The 14,310-nt window shown below is 51.1% G+C and carries 11 protein-coding genes and 1 pseudogene; 8 read left to right on the top strand and 4 right to left on the bottom strand.

Features of this window, described 5'->3' with window-relative positions:
• Position 1: 1 nt before the first annotated feature.
• The 4 genes from TU92_RS09025 (at position 2) to TU92_RS09010 (ending at position 3,372) form a co-directional block, all read left to right on the top strand.
• Positions 2–859: a dimethyl sulfoxide reductase anchor subunit family protein gene (locus tag TU92_RS09025; RefSeq protein ID WP_112166375.1), complete on the top strand. Its 858-nt coding sequence runs from the start codon at positions 2–4 to the stop codon at positions 857–859.
• A gap of 71 nt (positions 860–930) precedes the next feature.
• Entirely contained in the window at positions 931–1,539 is a 609-nt protein-coding gene (gene dmsD, locus TU92_RS09020; protein ID WP_112166373.1) for a Tat proofreading chaperone DmsD, read from the top strand.
• Positions 1,539–2,093, top strand: a complete 555-nt coding sequence (locus TU92_RS09015; RefSeq protein ID WP_112166371.1) for a 4Fe-4S binding protein — start codon at positions 1,539–1,541, stop codon at positions 2,091–2,093. The genes dmsD and TU92_RS09015 overlap by 1 nt, the downstream gene beginning before the upstream one ends.
• Positions 2,094–2,226: 133 nt before the next feature.
• Positions 2,227–3,372: an MFS transporter gene (locus tag TU92_RS09010; protein ID WP_112166369.1), complete on the top strand. Its 1,146-nt coding sequence runs from the start codon at positions 2,227–2,229 to the stop codon at positions 3,370–3,372.
• Positions 3,373–3,444: 72 nt separating this feature from the next.
• Here TU92_RS09010 and pflA read toward each other — a convergent pair whose 3' ends face one another.
• The 4 genes and pseudogenes from pflA to ycaO form a co-directional block, all read right to left on the bottom strand.
• A complete protein-coding gene (pflA, locus tag TU92_RS09005) occupies positions 3,445–4,185 on the bottom strand; it encodes a pyruvate formate lyase 1-activating protein (protein ID WP_112166367.1) in 741 nt (246 codons plus the stop codon).
• 269 nt (positions 4,186–4,454) lie between these two features.
• Positions 4,455–6,736, bottom strand: a pseudogene (gene pflB / locus TU92_RS09000) (formate C-acetyltransferase).
• Between the two features lie 74 nt (positions 6,737–6,810).
• Positions 6,811–7,668, bottom strand: coding sequence for a formate transporter FocA (gene focA / locus TU92_RS08995; RefSeq protein WP_112166365.1), 858 nt, complete (start codon positions 7,666–7,668; stop codon positions 6,811–6,813).
• 473 nt (positions 7,669–8,141) lie between these two features.
• Entirely contained in the window at positions 8,142–9,905 is a 1,764-nt protein-coding gene (gene ycaO / locus TU92_RS08990; RefSeq protein ID WP_112166657.1) for a 30S ribosomal protein S12 methylthiotransferase accessory factor YcaO, read from the bottom strand.
• Positions 9,906–10,064: 159 nt separating this feature from the next.
• Between ycaO and TU92_RS08985 the strand changes: the two genes are divergently transcribed.
• From TU92_RS08985 to cmk, 4 genes are all read left to right on the top strand, one after another.
• Positions 10,065–10,754, top strand: coding sequence for a DUF421 domain-containing protein (locus tag TU92_RS08985; protein ID WP_112166363.1), 690 nt, complete (start codon positions 10,065–10,067; stop codon positions 10,752–10,754).
• Between the two features lie 172 nt (positions 10,755–10,926).
• On the top strand, positions 10,927–12,012 hold the full coding sequence (serC, locus tag TU92_RS08980) for a 3-phosphoserine/phosphohydroxythreonine transaminase (protein WP_112166361.1): 1,086 nt from the start codon (positions 10,927–10,929) through the stop codon (positions 12,010–12,012).
• Positions 12,013–12,116: 104 nt separating this feature from the next.
• The gene (gene aroA / locus TU92_RS08975) at positions 12,117–13,400 is read left to right on the top strand and encodes a 3-phosphoshikimate 1-carboxyvinyltransferase (RefSeq protein WP_112166360.1); all 1,284 of its coding nucleotides are present in this window, start codon (positions 12,117–12,119) and stop codon (positions 13,398–13,400) included.
• 196 nt (positions 13,401–13,596) lie between these two features.
• Positions 13,597–14,295 (top strand): (d)CMP kinase, encoded by a 699-nt coding sequence (gene cmk, locus TU92_RS08970; RefSeq protein ID WP_112166358.1) that lies wholly within the window; start codon positions 13,597–13,599, stop codon positions 14,293–14,295.
• Positions 14,296–14,310 lie beyond the last annotated feature (15 nt).

The raw sequence follows: 14,310 nt of genomic DNA, 5'->3' as shown, positions 1-14,310 counted from the left end.
GATGGGAAACGGATGGCATGAATGGCCTTTAATGGTCTTTACTGTATTGGGGCAGTGCGTTGTAGGGGCCTTTATCGTGCTGGCCATTGCGCTGCTGACTCACCGCTCCGTGGAAGAACATCGTCGTATTCATCTCTCGATGTTCTTTCTGTGGGTGCTGATGGCGGTGGCGTTTATCGCCTCTGTTCTGCACCTCGGCTCGCCGCTGCGTGCTTTCAATTCGCTTAATCGTCTCGGTGCTTCACCGCTGAGTAATGAAATCGGCAGCGGTTCACTGTTCTTCGCGCTGGGTGGCATTTACTGGCTGCTGGCAATGATCAACAAAATGCCGCGTGCGCTGGGCAAAATCTGGCTGGTGATCACCATGCTGGCGGGTGTCGGTTTTGTTTACGCGATGTGCCGTGTTTATGAAATCAGTACGGTGCCTACATGGGATAACGTCTATACCGCGTTCCACTTCGGCCTGACGGTGCTTATCGGCGGTCCGGTGCTCGGCTATTTGCTGCTGCGCGGTGCTAACATTAGTGGCTGCGGTTTGCGTTTGCTACCGGCGATCAGCCTTATTGCACTGGTGGTGAGCATGGCGGTGGTCGTGATGCAAAGCGCCGGTCTGGCGGACATCCACAGCTCCGTTCAGGCGGCTTCCACACTCATCCCGCAATACGGCACATTATCTGCGTGGCGGCTGGTGCTGATTGTTCTGGGCCTGGGTTGTTGGTACTGCCCGCTTATCCTGCGCAAGCGCCCGGCATTAGCCTCAATGATACTGGCCTTTGTGCTGGTCTTCGTCGGTGAGCTGATCGGGCGTGTGATTTTCTACGGGCTTCATATGACTGTGGGTATGGCCGTCAGCGGTTAATGACCGGCCAGTAATGAGTGTCAGGGAACGCGTTGCCGCAGGTGGCGCGTTCTCACAACAATGAGTGAATTATGTCAGCAGAATCTATCAGTTTAACCGGAAAGATTTTAGGCGCGACGCTGTTCTATCCGCCAGGATCGCAAGAAGTTCAGCCCCTCGTCGCCTTACTGAAAAGCAGTGACTGGGCACCGCTGTGGCCCTGTGCTACAGAAGATGCGAAAGCACAGGCCACGGAAATGTTAAGTCAGACTGAAAGTGCAGAAGAAAGTATCGACGATGCCTATCAGCGCCTGTTTATAGGGCCGTACGCCTTACCGGCCCCACCGTGGGGTTCAGTGTATCTGGATAAAGAATCGGTGGTGTTTGGTGATTCCACGCTGGCATTACGTCAGTGGATGCGCGAAAACCATATCGGGCCGCAGCTTACGCAGGCAGAACCTGAAGACCATATCGGACTGATGCTGATGATGTGTGCATGGCTGGCGGAGAATTCACCGTCATTGCTGAACTCGTTTCTGACGGTGCATTTACTGCCGTGGGCAGGTCGCTATCTCGAATTATTGCGTCAGAAAGCAGATCATCCGTTTTATGTCGGTGTGGCAATTCTCGCTGAATCGACGTTGGCTGGCTGGCAACAGGCGCTGGCGATTGAAACACCTGTAGCTAAGCTCTATTTCTGATGAGCGATTCACAAGGCCGGATGGGCAACCGTAACGTCAGTCGTCGCGGATTGTTTCGCGGCCTGCTGGCGTCAGGAAAGCAGACAATTGAACAGGCTGCGGTGCCTGCGACGCCACCGTTGCAGCGCCCGTTACCCCGTCCGCCGCAGGCGCTGGCAGAGCCTCAGTTCCTGCTGCTTTGTAATGGCTGCGGAAAATGTACTGAAGCCTGCCCTGTGGGGATCCTGCGAATTGAGCAAGATAAAGTCGCCCTGAGTATCGAACACGCGGAGTGCGATTTTTGTGGTGCCTGTACGCAAGCTTGCGAGAGTGGGGCGCTGGATATTTCCTTACAAGGGGATACAGGATTGAGACCTGTTATCCTGCCGCAATGTCTGGGACGCATGGATGACCTGTGCCGGATGTGCGAAATTGGGTGCCCGCGCACGGCAATATTTTTTAATCAACAGAATCAGCCCTCTGTCGATACGGAAAAATGCGATGGTTGCGGAAAATGTAAACTCGTTTGTTATCATGGCGATATCCGTTTGTCATTAAAGCTTCATGATTCCTAATTGCAGCGCTTGATTAACGATTTCAATCATCGTCATCCAGATTGTGCTCAGGCCTCCTTTCGCCAGATTGACTTTTATTGCGCCGGTGGCATGATGCGCGCAATTTCTTCGTCTTTGTGGTCGTCAACGCCCTATGTCCGCCTATTCCCGTCCCGTTTTTCTGCTGCTGTGCGGACTCCTTCTGCTGACGATTTCTATCGCCGTCTTAAACACGCTGGTCCCATTATGGCTCAGCCATGAGCAGCTGCCGACATGGCAGGTGGGCCTTGTCAGTTCATCGTATTTCACCGGTAATTTACTGGGGACGCTGATTGCTGGCGGCCTGATAAAACGGTTCGGTTTTAATCGCAGCTACTATTTCTCGTGCTTCCTGTTTGCGGTTGCGACAGCGGGTCTGGCGCTTTCCATGAGTTTCTGGAGCTGGATCGGGGCGCGTTTTGTAGCCGGTGTAGGCTGTGCGCTCATTTGGGTGGTCGTGGAAAGTGCGCTGATGCGCAGCGGAACGGTGAAGAACCGTGGGCAACTGCTGGCGGCATATATGATCATGTATTACATCGGTACCGTCGTCGGGCAGTTATTGGTCGGAACAGTACCAACGTCGTTATTCAGTGTATTGCCGTGGGTTACCTCGCTTATCGTGATCGCCATGCTGCCATTGCTGTTTGCACATCTTGAAAATCAGGACAGCGAAGAGCCGCGTCATTCGGTTCTGCCGATGTTCCGCCGCCGTAATGCGCGCCTTGGGATCAATGGCTGCATTATTTCCGGCATCGTGCTCGGCTCGTTGTATGGCCTGATGCCGTTGTTTTTGGCGCATCAGGGTATGAGCGATGCGGATGTGGGTTACTGGATGGCGTTGCTGGTCAGCGCCGGGATCATCGGGCAATGGCCGGTCGGCCGTCTGGCAGACCGCTATGGTCGCCTGATGGTGTTGCGCATTCAGATTTTTTGCGTGATCCTCGGCAGCATTGCTATGCTCAGTGGTTATGCGATGGCACCGACGTTATTCATTCTTGGGTGCGCTGGTTTCACGCTGTATCCGGTCGCGATGTCATGGGCCTGTGAAAAGGTCAGTTCAGAAGAGCTGGTTGCCATGAATCAGGCGCTGCTGATGAGCTACACACTCGGCAGCCTTGCCGGGCCAACCATGACGGCAATGCTCATGCAGAGCTATTCTGACCGCCTGCTGTTTGTGATGATTGCCGTCGTTTCACTGGTGTATCTGGTGATGCTGATGCGTAAAGCCGACAAGAGTCACAATCCGGTGGCAGCCGCGTAATCTTAAGGTTCTCCGCCGCTCCCAATAAAAAAGACGCCGTAAATGGCGTCTTTTTTTGCATTGCATTGGGCATCAGTAAATAACTTTATGCCCGTAACTGGCAAGGATGTTTTTCACTCTGTCCATGATTTCTGTGGTGGGCGGGTTTACACCGTCCAGACCATACTTCTCACCCATCGCGGTCCATTTGTGCTTACCCAGTTCGTGATAAGGCAGCAGTTCAATTTTCTCGATGTTGGTCATGTCTTTGGTGAATTCACCGAGTTTATGTGCCGACTCATCATCATCAGACCATCCCGGCACCACGACGTAACGGATCCACGTGCGCTGATTACGTTTCGCCAGATAACGGGCAAAATCCAGCGTGCGGTGGTTCGAGACGCCGACCAGATTCTGGTGAATGTCATCGTTCATCTGTTTCAGGTCGAGCATGACCAGATCGGACGCATCAAGCAATTCATCGATTACCGGGTCGTAACGGCGGACAAAACCGTTGGTATCCAGGCAAGTATTGATTCCTTCTTTCTGGCAGGCACGGAACCAGTCACGCACGAACTCAGCCTGAAGGATGGCTTCCCCGCCAGAGGCAGTAACACCGCCGCCGGATGCATTCATAAAGTGGCGATAGGTCACCACTTCTTTCATTAAATCTTCGACATTGATTTCTTTGCCGCCGTGGGTGTCCCAGGTATCGCGGTTATGGCAATACATGCAACGCATCAGGCAACCCTGGAAGAAAACAATGAATCGGATACCTGGGCCGTCTACGGTGCCACAGGACTCATATGAGTGGATTCGACCTTGAACTGACATTGCGGGTTATTCTCCATATTGACCAATGAATAGCAGTCTAAAAGTGCGGATGCTGGCCTGGCAGAGATAAACTGGGTTCTATCTGTTTATGATACCAGACAATCAATAAGGTTGATTGCCAGCGATGGCCGGAACTGCTTTGCCAGAGGTCCACAATCATAGCGCTCTGGCAAAACAGACTGTCGGACAGACAGTAAAGGATAGGGCGGATGAAACAAAGGCTCCACAGTGTGGAGCCTTTTTTATCAACTAAACCAGAGATTTAGCTATTACAGTGACTTGGTGAAAGTACGGGTAATAACGTCTTGCTGCTGTTCTTTAGTCAGAGAGTTGAAACGTACAGCGTAACCAGAAACGCGGATGGTCAGCTGAGGATAGTTCTCAGGGTGTTCCATCGCATCTAACAGCATTTCACGGTTCATTACGTTCACGTTCAGGTGTTGGCCACCTTCGATGGAAGCTTCGTGGTGGAAGTAACCATCCATCAAACCCGCGAGGTTCGCTTTACGAACATCATCATCTTTACCCAGCGCATTTGGAACGATGGAGAAGGTATAAGAAATACCATCTTTAGCGTAAGCAAACGGCAGTTTAGCAACGGAGGTCAGGGAGGCAACGGCACCTTTCTGATCACGACCGTGCATTGGGTTAGCACCTGGACCGAATGGAGCACCAGCACGACGACCGTCTGGAGTGTTACCGGTTTTCTTACCATAAACCACGTTAGAGGTGATCGTCAGAACAGACTGAGTTGCTACAGCGCCACGGTAGGTACGCAGTTTCTGAATTTTCTTCATGAAACGTTCTACCAGGTCACAAGCGATATCATCTACGCGAGAATCGTTGTTACCGAACTGTGGATATTCGCCTTCAATTTTGAAGTCGATAGCCAGGCCGTCTTCGTCACGGATGGTGCTAACTTTGGCGTATTTGATTGCAGACAGGGAGTCAGCAGCAACGGACAGACCTGCGATACCACACGCCATAGTGCGATAAACATCACGGTCATGCAGTGCCATCAATGCAGCTTCGTAGCTGTATTTGTCATGCATAAAGTGAATGATGTTCAGGGCAGTCACGTACTGTTTAGCCAACCAGTCCATGAAGTGATCCATGCGATCCATGACTTTGTCATAGTCCAGCACGGTATCCATCATTGGCGCTTCTTTCGGGCCAACCTGGATTTTCATTTTTCATCAACGCCGCCGTTGATTGCGTACAACATGGTTTTCGCCAGGTTTGCACGTGCGCCGAAGAACTGCATTTGTTTACCCACAACCATCGGGCTCACGCAACAAGCGATAGCATAATCATCGTTGTTGAAGTCAGGACGCATCAGGTCATCGTTCTCATACTGTACAGATGAGGTATCGATAGACACTTTCGCTGCGTACTTTTTGAAGTTCATTGGCAGCTTTTCAGACCACAGGATGGTCATGTTCGGCTCTGGTGAAGGCCCCATGGTGTACAGGGTATTCAGGAAGCGGTAGCTGTTTTTAGTGACCAGAGTACGACCATCAACACCCATACCTGCCAGGGATTCAGTCGCCCAGATTGGGTCACCAGAGAACAATTCATCATACTCAGGCGTACGCAGGAAACGTACCATACGCAGTTTCATGACCAGGTGGTCAATCAGTTCCTGAGCTTGTTCTTCGTTCAGTTTACCTGCTTTGATATCACGATCGATGAACACGTCAAGGAAGGTAGATACACGACCGAAGGACATTGCAGCGCCGTTCTGAGATTTCACCGCAGCCAGATAGCCAAAGTAAGTCCACTGAACTGCTTCCTGTGCGTTAGTCGCAGGACCAGAAATGTCGTAGCCGTATTTCGCAGCCATTTCTTTAATCTGACCCAGAGCACGGTGTTGTTCTGAGATTTCTTCACGCAGCTGGATGGTCATTTCCAGATTCACGCCGTTTTCCAGATCGTTTTGCAGAGACTGGAACTGTGCGAATTTGTCAGCCATCAGGAAGTCGATACCGTACAGCGCAACGCGACGGTAGTCACCGATGATACGGCCACGGCCATACGCATCTGGCAGACCAGTCAGAACACCGGATTTACGGCAGTTCAGAATGTCTTTGGTGTAAACGTCGAAAACACCCTGGTTGTGCGTTTTGCGGTAATCGGTGAAGATTTTTTTCAGTGCTGGATCCAGTTCACGGCCATAAACTTTACATGAACCTTCTACCATTTTGATGCCGCCGAATGGGATCAGGGCACGTTTCAATGGCGCGTCAGTTTGCAGACCAACGATGGTTTCCAGAGATTTGTTGATGTAGCCAGCGTCATGAGAAGTGATGGTAGCCGCAACGTCAGTATCGAAGTCAACAGGAGCTTTGGTGCTGTTCTCCAGTTTGATACCTTCCATTACTTTATCCCACAGGGTGGTTGTCGCTTGTGTCGCGCCAGCCAGGAAGGACTCATCACCTTCATACGGGGTGTAGTTCTTCTGAATGAAGTCACGGACGTTTACGCCATCCTGCCATTCACCAGCACTAAAGCCTTGCCATGCGTTGGTCAATTTTTCATTGAGCTTGGACATCTTGCACCTACCTTCTAATTTGGATTTCTTTAAAAATCGCGTGTAAAACTGTCGTAACGAGAATCCACGTTGAATCAGTGATTTTTCTCATCGCGAAGATATATGACCCAGTACGTTAACCCTACCAGCAAACCGCCACCAATGATGTTACCTATGGTCACAGGGATGAGGTTATCGATGATAAAGTTAGTGACGTTCAGTTCTGCAAATTGTGCAGGCGTAGTACCGACTGCTTGCCAAAATTCGGGTGTTGCAAAGTTCTTAATGACGATACCTAACGGGATCATGAACATGTTGGCAATACTGTGTTCGAAGCCGCTGGCGACAAACATGGCCACCGGCAGAATCATCGCAAACATTTTATCCATCAGGCTGCGGCCGGAGTAACTCATCCAGACAGCCAGGCAAACCATCAGGTTAGCCAAAATCCCAAGACATACCGCTTCCACAAAGGTGTGATGCATCTTATGGTCGGCTGTTTGCAGAACGTTGAGCCCCCACAAACCGTTATCGACCATGTACTCACCGGAGAACCAAATCAGGGCGACAAAGAACAGTGCGCCGATCAGGTTGCCAATATAGACATTGGCCCAGTTGCGTGCCAGTTGTCCCCAGGTGATACGCCCGCTGGCTTTAGCAATAACAATCAGCACAGTGGAAGTGAACAGGTCTGCACCACACACGACGACCAGCATCAAACCCAGTGAGAAGCAGATGCCCCCGACCAGTTTTGCCAGACCAAAAGGAACGGTCCCAGTGCCGGTGGTTGAAGTGATATAAAAAGCAAAGGCAATAGAAATAAAGACGCCAGCAGTAATGGCTAAAAAGAACGTTTTTAACGGCTGTTTGGTGGCTTTATAAACGCCGGCATCTTCAGCAACTTTAGCTGTAGCGGCGGGTAATATAAGATCGAAGGGGTTGTCAGCTTTCACATTAACTCTCTTATTCAGGGCTATGCACTGCGCAACGAGATACTAGCAAAGCAGTATAACGTAAAAATTGACGTGGATCATAAGGGGAGGATTTTGGTGGTTTGAAGTCTACTACTGAATGGGTGCTTTTTATGCTAACTGACTGAAAATAAAGGTGTAAAAACATTTTAATTTTTACAAATAAAGTTGATGGATGCAAAAAATATTCTTATCCATTAGTGAAACTTAATGATTAGCTGTTAATTATTGTCACTAAATGGGCTTTTGTTCTTTCACAAATACTTAACTTTAATTCCTTCGGAATTTATTTATTCTTCAAAAAACGAATCAGCCGTTATTTCGCGCGAAATTACACGCCATTTCCCCCGCGGAGTCAAACCTTAGATGGCAAATAAGAGCGCCGGGCGTGAAACGGAGACAAAAAAACGGCAGATTTCTCTACCGTTTCAGGTTCAGTCAGCGCGCTGAGTCAATCAGGCTTTAGACCAGTGGCGACGCTTAGCCACCTGCAGCTTTTCGTACGCACCCAGAAGCGCCCGATGAGCAGGCAGCGCTTTAAGATCCGGGTCAACGGTAAACAGGCTGTGGAAACGCACTTCGCCGCTTATCGCCGCAGAAGCATCTTCCACTGCTTTCTGACCGTACATTTTCACGAAGGCATTGTAGTACTGAGCCGGTTCGCGATCTTCTTCCAACGAAAGCTGAAGCAGGGTTTGCAGACAACGATAGTAGTTGTTGCGTTCGTCGCTGTAGACCGATGAGTTGAACTCATGCGCCCATTCCGCCCAGGTCAGTGCCTGATCGAAATCGCCGCCCGCCAGTGCCAGCATTGATTTCAGCTCGCCCACGCGCAAAGTGTACCAGCCGTTATCCTTGCCGCTGGCGATACCCAACAGCTCGCGCACGCGGGTGAAGTCATCCAAACCTTCATCGTCTAGCTGAGTTATCATCTCGAGATAGGCTTCTTTCGGCAAATCGCTGTCAGGCAGTGCCAGCAACTGTTCGCGCAGATGTGCGCCCATGCTGTTATTGGCCAGCAATAAATCTTCCGCCGGATAAATATCAGACATGCCAGGAACGATGATGCGGCAAGCGTAAACGTCCAGATGCTCGTAATCGGCGATGTATACTTCAGCATCTTCTTTATCAAAGATGGCCATCAGCGTAGCGAACTCTTCTTCGGTCGATCCGCTGAAACTCCAGTCAGCAAACGGATAGTCTGCGTCTTGTTTAAACATATCCCACGAAATCAAACCGCTTGAATCGATGAAGTGCGTTTCGAGGTTAGCGTGTTCAGCAACTTCTTCGTCATCGAAAGTCGGCGGCGTGAACACATCCAGATCTTTCAGGCTACGGCCCTGCAGTAATTCGGTCACGGTACGTTCAAGTGCCACGCCGAAATCAGGGTGCGCACCAAATGAGGCGAAACAGGTGCCGTTAGCCGGGTTGAACAGAACCACGCAAATGACCGGATAGTTGCCGCCCAGTGAGGCGTCATAAGAGAGGATCGGGAAACCTTCTTCTTCCAGTTTCGCAATAGCTTCCACCACACCTGGATAACGCGCCAGCACGTCGGCAGGAATTTCAGGCAGGCTGATAGATTCAGCAATGATGCGGTTTTTAACGTAACGCTCGAAGACTTCTGAAAGGCCCTGCACACGTGCCTCGTTGGCAGTGTTACCGGCCGACATCCCGTTGGACACATACAGGTTGCCGATGATGTTCATCGGAATGTACACAGTTTGCAGATCAGACTGACGGGTGAACGGCAGGGCGCAGATCCCGCGATCGGGATTGCCCGATTGCAGATCGATAAGATCGCTCGCCACCAGCTCTTTGTCCGCATCGTAAAACTCATGCAGGCGCTCATCCAGAATGCCTTCCGGCAGCGTGTTATCTTCGGCAATCGGGAACCATTTTTCGTTCGGATAATGAACGAAATCACCATTGGCAATTTCTTTACCCAGATAGAAATCAGCGAAGAAATAGTTTGTCGACAGACGCTCAAAATATTCACCCAGCGCAGACGCCAGAGCGGCTTTCTTGCTCGCACCTTTACCGTTGGTGAAACACAGCGGACAGTCGCGATCGCGGATATGCACGGACCAGACGTGCGGAACCGGGTTCAGCCAGGAAGCTTCTTCGATGTTAAAACCGAGATCGGTGAGTTTTTGTTGGAAGCGGGAAATGGAGTCTTCCAGCGCCGCGTCTTTACCAGGAATAAAAGTTTGCGTCATTGAGTTCACTTTTGAGCGTGCTAAAAACGCGCAATGATACGGGGTTTTGCGACGCACCTCCATGTATTCGTGTTAAGAATGTAATCGCGTTGTAACGCGCTAAGCTTGTCTGTAAGAAGGCATTCGATAAGCGGCTGTTTTTCCAATCATGAGGTCTCTATGCAGGCGTTTGATGTTAAGCGTATGGCGCTGGATAAGTTCCCGCTCGAATATCTTGGCGAAGTCACCTTTCGGTGTTTCTTCATCTTTGTTGTGGTTTTCCTATTTCTGAAACTGACCGGGAGACGCGGGGTTAATCAGCTTTCTTTGTTTGAAGTCGTGATTATCCTGACGCTCGGATCGGCGGCGGGTGATGTGACTTTTTATGATGACGTCCCGCTTTTGCCGGTTTTTGCCGTATTCTTCTCGATTCTGCTGTTCTACCGTTTCTCAACCTGGCTGATGGGGCGCAGTCACCATTTCCAGAACTGGATGGAGGGAAAGCCGCTGATCATCATTCGCGACGGCATGTTCGAATGGGAAACGATGGATCGGGAAAACATCACTAAAGGTGAATTCTACATGGAGCTGCGACAAAAAGGCGTGGAGCATCTGGGACAGGTGCGTCTGGCGATACTGGAAACCAACGGCGGCCTGAGCGTGTACTTCCGTCTGGATGAGGATATCCAGCCCGGTCTGCCGGTGTTGCCTGAGGATTATATTGATATCGAAACACTGATGATGACCAGCGGGTGGTACGCCTGCCATCAGTGCAGCCTGGTGAAAGAGCTCAAGGTGGGTGAAAAGGCGGTCTGTCCGCGTTGTCAGAATCTTACGTGGGTCAGGGCGCTGAACACGTTGCGCGCGTGAACAGATAATCCTGTTAAATCAGCTTTCCAGGGAGGAAAGAACCTTGTGACCCAGATCTCATCGTTGATTATCAGGTCGTCATCAATAACCGTTGCAGACTGCTTGTCTCGGATGATAAAACCGGTAAATTAATGGTTACTATGTGGCTGTCTCAGAGAAGTGGTGAGGGGAAATGACTCAGGTTTATAATTTTAGTGCAGGCCCGGCAATGATCCCGGCAGAAGTATTGCGTCGTGCGGAACAGGAACTTTGTAACTGGCACGGACTGGGTACCTCGGTGATGGAAATCAGTCACCGCAGTAAGGAATTTATCCAGGTGGCCGAGGAATCCGAAAAGGATATTCGTGACCTGCTGAACATTCCCTCCAACTATAAAGTTCTCTTCTGCCATGGCGGCGCGCGTGCGCAGTTCGCCGCAGTGCCGATGAATCTGCTGGGTGAGAAATCTACCGCGGACTACATCGATGGCGGTTACTGGGCGCACAGCGCAGTGAAAGAAGCCCTAAAATACTGTACGCCAAACGTGATTGACGTCACCACCACGATTGACGGCAAGCGCGGCATTCTACCCATGAGCGAATGGAAGCTGAGCGCAGATTCTGCCTATGTCCATTACTGCCCGAATGAGACTATCGATGGCGTGGCTATCGATGAAATGCCTGATTTCGGTGACAAAATTGTGGTTGCTGATTACTCCTCCTGCATCCTGTCCCGCCCGATCGATGTCAGCCGCTTTGGTGTGATTTACGCCGGCGCGCAGAAAAATATCGGTCCTGCCGGCCTGACGCTGGTTATCGTCCGTGAAGATCTGCTGGGTAAAGCACGCACTGAATTGCCTTCCATCCTTGATTACACCGTGCTGGCCGAGAACGATTCCATGTTCAACACCCCGCCGACGTTTGCATGGTATCTGTCAGGTATGGTCTTCAAATGGCTGAAAGAGCAGGGCGGCCTGCGTGAAATGGAAAAACGTAATCAGGCAAAGGCCGAATTACTGTACGGCGCCATCGACCGCACCGGTTTCTACCGTAACCCGGTCGCTGCGACTAACCGTTCGTGGATGAACGTGCCATTCCAGATGGCGGATGCTTCTCTGGATAATTTATTCCTGGAGCAGGCGCAGGCAGCCGGCCTGCATGCACTGAAAGGCCACCGTGTGGCTGGCGGTATGCGCGCATCTATTTATAATGCTATGCCTCTCGAAGGCGTGAAAGCTCTGACCGACTTTATGGCGGAGTTCGAAAAACGCCACGGCTAAGCGGTCTGGCTTTCGGGCTGGCACAATGCTTTTGTAGGAAGCCTTAAAAATGACCCCGGTTTACACTCCGGGGTCATTTTATGAAATGAAGAATTGGAGAAAGAGTGGAATCCCTGACATTACAACCCGTTGCATTGGTTAACGGCAGCATCAACTTACCCGGCTCAAAGAGTGTTTCTAACCGTGCGCTTTTACTGGCTGCTTTTGCACAGGGCACTACCCGCCTGACTAACCTGCTCGACAGCGACGATGTGCGCCATATGCTGAATGCGCTGACGCAACTCGGTGTTACGCACCGCCTGTCTGCCTCCCGCACTGAGTGTGAAATCGACGGTCTGGGCACGGCTTTTTCCAATGCTAAAGGGCTGGAATTGTTCCTCGGAAATGCGGGCACTGCGATGCGCCCTCTGGCTGCAGCATTATGTCTGGGGGAGCAGAACGTCGTACTTACCGGCGAACCGCGTATGAAAGAGCGTCCGATTGGCCATCTGGTTGATGCCCTCCGTCAGGGCGGCGCGCAAATCGATTATCTCGAGCAGGAAGATTATCCGCCGCTGCGCCTGCGCGGTGGTTTTACCGGCGGCGATGTCAGCGTGGATGGCAGCGTGTCCAGCCAGTTCCTGACCGCTTTGCTGATGACAGCTCCTCTGGCTGAAAATGACACCACAATTCAGATTAAGGGCGATCTGGTTTCCAAACCTTACATCGACATTACGCTGAATCTGATGAAGACCTTTGGTATTGACGTTGAAAATCACCAGTACCAGCAGTTCCGCATCACCGGTAAACAGCAGTACGTTTCGCCGGGCGCTTATCTGGTGGAAGGCGATGCTTCCTCCGCGTCCTACTTCCTGGCCGCTGCCGCTATCAAGGGCGGAACGGTTCGTGTAACCGGTATTGGTAAAAACAGCATGCAGGGTGATATCCGTTTTGCGGACGTGCTGGAGAAAATGGGCGCAAAAATTCACTGGGCAGATGATTACATCGAATGCACCCGTGGTGAGCTTAAAGGCATTGATATGGACATGAACCATATCCCGGATGCTGCCATGACCATCGCCACGGCGGCGCTGTTCGCACAAGGTCCGACTACGCTTCGCAATATTTATAACTGGCGTGTGAAAGAAACTGATCGTCTGGCGGCGATGGCGACGGAACTGCGTAAAGTTGGGGCGACGGTGGAAGAGGGCGAAGATTACATTCGCGTAGAACCGCCGCAATCCCTTAAATTTGCAGAGATTGGCACGTATAACGATCATCGCATGGCGATGTGTTTCTCGCTGGTTGCGCTATCCGATACGCCGGTTACCATCCTTGATCCGAAATGTACGGCGAAGACGTTCCCTGATTATTTCGAACGTCTCGCAGCAATAAGTACGCTGGCATAGTCTATAACTATGTGGGTCATGCAGCGGACATCCTTGATGTCCGTTTTTTTTGCTTATTTTCTTTGAGAACCGTCCGCTTTTTAGACAACTGGTCAATGTGGGGTAACAGTTGCCGCAAAGGCAGCGTATAATGCCGCTCCTGAATTAGTCCTCTGAGACTAATGAAGCGGGTATCACCCACCGAAAGGAGACAAAAATGACGGCTTTAGCCCCGGTAATCACCGTTGATGGGCCAAGTGGTGCAGGTAAAGGTACGTTATGTAAAGCGTTGGCCGAAGCCTTTAACTGGCATTTGCTGGATTCCGGTGCCATTTACCGCGTTTTAGCGCTGGCGGCACTGCATCATCAGGTTGATATTGTCTCAGAAGAGGCGTTAGTTCCGCTGGCCGCACATCTCGACGTGCGTTTTGTCGCTCAGGATGGGCAGTTACAAGTAATTTTAGAAGGTGAGGATGTCAGCAATGAAATCCGCACCGAAACGGTAGGTAATACCGCGTCGCAGGCGGCCGCTTTCCCCCGTGTTCGCGAGGCGTTACTGCGTCGTCAGCGCGCATTTCGTGAAGCGCCGGGCCTGATTGCAGACGGACGAGATATGGGCACGGTGGTATTCCCCGATGCGCCGGTGAAAATATTTCTCGACGCCAGCTCAGAAGAGCGTGCAAACAGAAGAATGCTACAGTTGCAGGAAAAGGGCTTTAGTGTTAACTTTGAACGGCTTTTAGCCGAGATCAAAGAACGTGATGATCGGGATCGTAATCGATCCATTGCGCCTTTAGTGGCTGCTTCCGATGCGTTATTACTGGATTCAACCAGTATGTCCATCGATGAAGTCATCGAAAAAGCGTTGGCTTATGCCACAGAAATTCTAGGGTTACCGCAAAAACAAACCCGGTAATCGAGCCTTAATCTG

The sequence above is a fragment of the Rahnella inusitata genome (assembly GCF_003263515.1).
GTDB classification, from domain to species: domain Bacteria; phylum Pseudomonadota; class Gammaproteobacteria; order Enterobacterales; family Enterobacteriaceae; genus Rahnella; species Rahnella inusitata.
This window is presented reverse-complemented; position numbering and strand designations above follow the sequence as displayed.